Source organism: Xenorhabdus sp. IM139775 (assembly GCF_028598745.1).
GTDB lineage: Bacteria > Pseudomonadota > Gammaproteobacteria > Enterobacterales > Enterobacteriaceae > Xenorhabdus.
This window is the reverse complement of record NZ_JAQRFK010000119.1, coordinates 1-4595: the sequence shown is the minus strand read 5'-3', so window position 1 is coordinate 4595 and position 4595 is coordinate 1. Positions and strand designations below refer to the sequence as shown.

2 protein-coding genes are annotated in these 4595 nt (G+C 48.2%); both read left to right on the top strand.

Annotation, left to right across the window (positions count from 1 at the left end):
• Window positions 1-36: 36 nt before the first annotated feature.
• Window positions 37-3501, top strand: coding sequence for a MupA/Atu3671 family FMN-dependent luciferase-like monooxygenase (locus tag PSI17_RS15845; RefSeq protein ID WP_273552886.1), 3465 nt, complete (start codon window positions 37-39; stop codon window positions 3499-3501).
• A gap of 8 nt (window positions 3502-3509) precedes the next feature.
• On the top strand, window positions 3510-4502 hold the full coding sequence (locus tag PSI17_RS15840) for an SDR family oxidoreductase (RefSeq protein WP_273552885.1): 993 nt from the start codon (window positions 3510-3512) through the stop codon (window positions 4500-4502).
• Window positions 4503-4595: the final 93 nt, after the last annotated feature.

The following is a 4595-nucleotide window of genomic DNA, read 5'->3' as shown; positions in this document are numbered from 1 at the left end:
ACCATGGCCTTCAAGCACATTTAATATGGCGGTCAAATACAGGATGTACCACTAGTCGCAAGCCTTATTGCCATTCACAAAGCGGGGGCAGCCTGGTTACCACTTGATCCTGATTATCCGATCGAACGTCTGGATTACATTGTCAACGATGCCCAGTTGTCCTGGATTGTCACCCAAACAGACACCCCATCACTGGCAGTTAACACCCGTATAGAATGGCCTGGTTATAAGGAACTACTCAATGAGAAGTGTCAGGATCCAGCTCAATTGGCCCGGCACGATACACCGGCTTATGTCATTTACACCTCCGGCTCAACTGGAAAACCTAAAGGGACTATTATCCTTCAAGAAAACCTGACGAATTTTCTTATCGGGATGGATGGCTCTGTAGGATGCAAACAGGATGATGCATTACTGGCGCTGACCAGTATCTCATTTGATATTTCTGTTCTTGAAATATTTTGGCCATTAACGCGAGGTGCCAAAGTGGTTTTGGCTCCTGAAAACATCATCAATAATTTGGTGCAACAAGACGAAACGCCCTCACACTCGCTGGATTTCAGCCTGTTCTTCTTTGGTGCTGCTGCCAACAACGAACAGCGCAGGGAAGAATACAAGCTGGTCATGGATGCCGCTCGTTACGCTGACACCAATGGGTTTAAGGCTGTATGGACCCCTGAACGCCATTTTCATGAATTTGGCGGGTTGTATCCTAACCCTTCCGTAATGTCTGCAGCACTGGCAACCATAACACAACATGTCGAACTGCGCTGTGGCAGTGTTGTAGCCCCTTTGCATGATAGCTTACGTCTGGCTGAAGAATGGTCGCTGGTTGATAATTTATCCGACGGTCGTATCGGGTTGGCTTTCGCTTCTGGATGGAACACCAATGACTTTGCTTTGGCACCGGACAACTATCAGCAAAGAAAAACAGTCATGTTAAACAAGCTGAAAGAGCTTCGGACGCTCTGGCAGGGTGACAGTCTGCAACGCACCAATGGTGATGGTAAGGAGATAAGTCTGAAGATTTACCCTTCGCCCGTCCAGCATCAGCTGCCGATCTGGTTTACCTCTTCTGGCGATGTCAATACCTTCGAATTAGCAGGTAGCTATGGAGTCAATTTATTGACGCACTTACTGGGTCAAGACACTGCGCAACTTCAGCAAAAAATTGCTGCCTATCGACAGGCATGGCGTGCAGCTGGCCATCCGGGGAAAGGACATGTCACGTTAATGATTCATACCTTTTTGCTGCCGGATGAACATCTTGCCAAATGTGAAGCAAAAGATCCCTTCCGCGAATATCTGCGCACTTCAGCGACTCTCCTTCGTGAGTTGAGTGCCAGTATGGGGCTGACACTCCAACAAGACGTACATTCAGAAGATCTGGAATCGCTGCTGGATATGGCTGTGGAGCGTTATTTTGAACGATCCGGACTGTTCGGATCAGCAGAGAGCGTAATGCCACTACTTTCAAGCCTTCAACAGTCGGGCGTTGATGAAATAGCTTCATTAATTGATTTTGGCATCAATAAAGAACGCGTACTTGAAGGGCTGCAGGAGCTAAAACACCTTAAGACGTTGCATTTAAAAGAACTTCGCGATGCGCCATTTAATTATGCCACCCTGTTACAGAAGCACAAAATCAGCATAGTGCAAAGTACTCCATCCTTTATGGCAGCTGTGATGGCAGAACCTGATGCTGTTAGTGCAATGACGCATCTACGTGCTGTGTTGACGGGTGGTGAACCTTTCCCTGTTGGGCTAGCACAGCAACTGACACAACGCCTTAGTGCTACCATTTACAATATGTATGGCCCGACTGAGACAACAATCTGGTCGAGCGTGCATCAGGTGCCTTCCGGCACAGTTTGTTCCGCCAGACGCATCCCCATCGGTAGACCTATCGCTAACACCCAGATGCTGATCCTGGGTCCTGGTGAACATCTCAGCCCAATTGGCGTTGTGGGGGAATTATGGATTGGCGGCCACGGTGTATGTCAGGGCTACCTGAGAAAACCGGTGCTAACCGCTGAACGTTTTGTGTTCTACCCCCACTACGGTCAGACTTTCTATCGTACGGGTGACAGAGCACTTTGGAATAGTCATGGTGAAATTGAATTTGTTGGTCGCCTTGACCGACAAGTAAAAATTCTCGGCCACCGTATCGAACTCGATGAAATCGAGAACGTAATATCACGTCATTCCCTTGTTCAGAATGCTGCCGTTATTACCGTTATCCAAGATAACAACCGACAAGAGTTGGTTGCGTATATCGAAACCTATGCTGATCGGACAGAACCGGGACATATAGCAGATAATATGATTGCTCACTGGGGTCACCTGTGGAACAACGCCTATGAGGAGCGTGCCAACTACGATGTGGACCATGAGCAGGATCGCCAGTTTGCGGGTTGGCTCAGCAGTTATACGGGTGAACCCATTCCTCCTGTTGAAATGCATGAGTGGTTGAACCATACCCTGAATAAGCTCCGCAGTTACGATTGTTCTCATCTTATTGATGTCGGAGTCGGCATGGGGCAAATCATGCGTCATCTGGCACCGGACAGTAAATCCTACACGGGTTTCGATTTGTCTAAAGAAGCGCTGATTGTAGCCCATCAATCTTTGCCGTCAGCCCTTCATTCCGCACCGCATATCGTCCTCACTGAGGGAGATGCGATAATGCTCAAGACGATAGACGCCAAACCAGACTCGCTGGTCATTCTGAACTCGGTTATCCAGTACTTCCCTGACCTCAGTTACTTGAAGAGTGTCTTACAGGAAGCATTAAGAATCACCCAAGAGAACGGTGTCATCTATCTTGGCGATATTCGAAGCCTCGATGACCTAGAGGCATTCCACACCAGCGTGCAATTTTTTAAGGCCTCACCGATGGCTCGCGTAGCTGAAATCCGCCAACAAGTAAAAAGGGACATCTCAGCAGAAAAAGAGCTTTGCCTTTCTTTCCGTTATTTCCATGACCTGAGTGCTCTTATCGGCCCCTCTCGAAAAATAAAGTTGGAGCTAAAACGCGGAAAGCTGACAAACGAACTGAATGACTTCCGCTATGACGTTGTGATTACTGGTCATCAACAGACCCCACCGACTGAGCAAATTGACTGGCAGGGGGACTTAGTCGGCGCTGAACAGCTAAACGCACTGAACGTGTATCTTCAGCGTTTCGAAAGGCACAGGTACGTTACAGTCAGTAACATTCCCAATAACCGTTTCCAGCACAGTAATAACTTGGTGACCCTGCTAGCGGAGGCTAATGAGAATCAGACTCGTTGGGATATTGAGAAACGACTATGGGAGATTTCCATCCCGGACCTGCTTTCTCCGGAAGATATTGCGAGTCATTTTGAAGTCTTGGGCTATCAGGTGCGTCTGATACTAAGTCCAAACGATGGCTTACAGCATTTCAATCTGGAGTTGATGTTGCGTGAAGATATGTTACCTGAACGCAGCGAAAGCAGCTTAATCGTTGAATCAAAGTGAGTATCCTAATGATGAATAAAAACAACACAATGCATTCACCACAATCACTTTCCAACAATCCTCTGGCACAGGAGCATGATGCCGAGGTGATAAGGCAACTGCGCGATTTTATTCGCAAAGAGCTTCCTGAAGCGATGATACCGACTCATTATGTGGTTTTGCCCAGACTGCCAAAGTTACCCAACGGGAAAATTGACCGTAAACAACTTCCAGCACTGCCCCTTCAGAAGAGGAACCAACAGACTTACATTGCTCCACGCAACTTACAAGAAGAGAAAATCGCCCGCATCTGGCAGGATGTGTTGTCCGTTTCACCGATCAGTATTGAAGACAGTTTTTTCGAATTGGGAGGGGACTCACTGTCAGTTGTACAAATGGTGTCTCTGGTTCGCAGGAAGTTCGATACGCCTATCAACCTGCGCTACGTGTTCAAAAACCCCACCATTTCATCGCTCTCAGCCTATATAAAAGGCAAGCACCGTACCACAGCATTTGCCCTACAAAACTTAACCGATCAGGAATTACTTGAGGAAGCCCGGTTGCCTGTAGACATTAGCGCACAACCCGATGCCCTTGCCGCTGTGCAAGATAATTTCCAGCATATCCTTCTCACTGGCGGAACCGGCTATACCGGCGCATTCCTTCTCAGGGAATTTCTGGACCGCTCCGACGCCACACTTTGGGTTATCGTACGAGCGGCAGATTCACAACAAGCGCTTGAGCGCATAATCAGTAACTTGCAGCAGTATGGACTCCAACGTTCAGGCGACGCAGCGCGCATCCGCGGTATTTCTGGTAACGTGGGTAAACCTTATTTAGGGGTGGATAAACCGACCTGGTACTCTCTCTGTCAGGACATTGAAATGATCGTCCATAATGCGGCGATCTCCAGCTATGCCATGCCATATCGTCAGCTGAAAGCTACTAACGTACTGGGTACGCTTGAAGTGCTGCGTCTAGTACTACAGTCGTACGCCCCTTTGTGGCATGATAGCCCATGACATTTTTTCCTGAAAATACGGGAGGTGTACTATGCACTCACCGACCAATGCCTGGGAACAGGAACTGCTCTCACTTCATACCCGTCTGGCTCC